General features: G+C 56.0%; 2 tRNA genes. Both read right to left on the bottom strand.

Going from position 1 to position 252, the window contains the following annotated elements:
* Positions 1-73: transfer RNA gene (locus tag AC3A54_RS25625), tRNA-Met, on the bottom strand.
* A gap of 21 nt (positions 74-94) precedes the next feature.
* Positions 95-167, bottom strand: a tRNA-Ala gene (locus AC3A54_RS25620).
* Positions 168-252: the final 85 nt, after the last annotated feature.

Here is a 252-nt window from a genome sequence, read left to right as displayed (position 1 = left end):
AGCGGCGGAGGGGATCGAACCCCCGACCTTACGGGTATGAACCGTACGCTCTAGCCAGCTGAGCTACACCGCCAAATCAGTTATATAATTAAAGTGGAGCCTAGCGGGATCGAACCGCTGACCTCCTGCGTGCAAAGCAGGCGCTCTCCCAGCTGAGCTAAGGCCCCAAAATATGAATGGTCGGGAAGACAGGATTCGAACCTGCGACCCCTTGGTCCCAAACCAAGTGCTCTACCAAGCTGAGCTACTTCC

Source organism: Neobacillus sp. Soil_C_43 (assembly GCF_057656715.1).
This window is presented reverse-complemented; position numbering and strand designations above follow the sequence as displayed.